The following is a 404-nucleotide window of genomic DNA, read 5'->3' on the forward strand; positions in this document are numbered from 1 at the left end:
GTAAATATAACGGAAATAGCGGATGCATAAGTAAATTAAAATAGAAAAAATAATAAAATTAAATATTTTTGTAAAAATTGCACCGCCAACATTAGTTATTAAATTATTATACAAATCTAAAATCATCACAATGCAAACATAAGCGCATATGGAGGGGAGCAAAAAAATAAGAAAGCAAATCCAAGTCAGAATCCCTCGAAAATTCTCAAACATTCCGCCTCGAATTTCTAAATAGCGATCGTTATAAGCGTAGTAAGGCCCTATTGGTCTGGGGTTATCACTGACCGATTCTTGGGTATAGTCTTTTTGCACCTCTTTGAGTGTCATATCGGCATGGTTATAGCCCATTTTTAATTTTTTACGGGTTTCGGATTTCATGGCGTTACCAAACCATAATAAAAATT

1 protein-coding gene is annotated in these 404 nt (G+C 33.2%); it reads right to left on the reverse strand.

Annotated features, from left to right (window positions below):
• Nucleotides 1-378 (reverse strand): hypothetical protein (locus tag J3U35_RS05530; RefSeq protein WP_267360096.1); only part of this gene is annotated, 378 nt, incomplete at its 3' end.
• Nucleotides 379-404: the final 26 nt, after the last annotated feature.

This window comes from Gilliamella sp. B2717, assembly GCF_026536675.1.
GTDB classification, from domain to species: domain Bacteria; phylum Pseudomonadota; class Gammaproteobacteria; order Enterobacterales; family Orbaceae; genus Gilliamella; species Gilliamella apicola_I.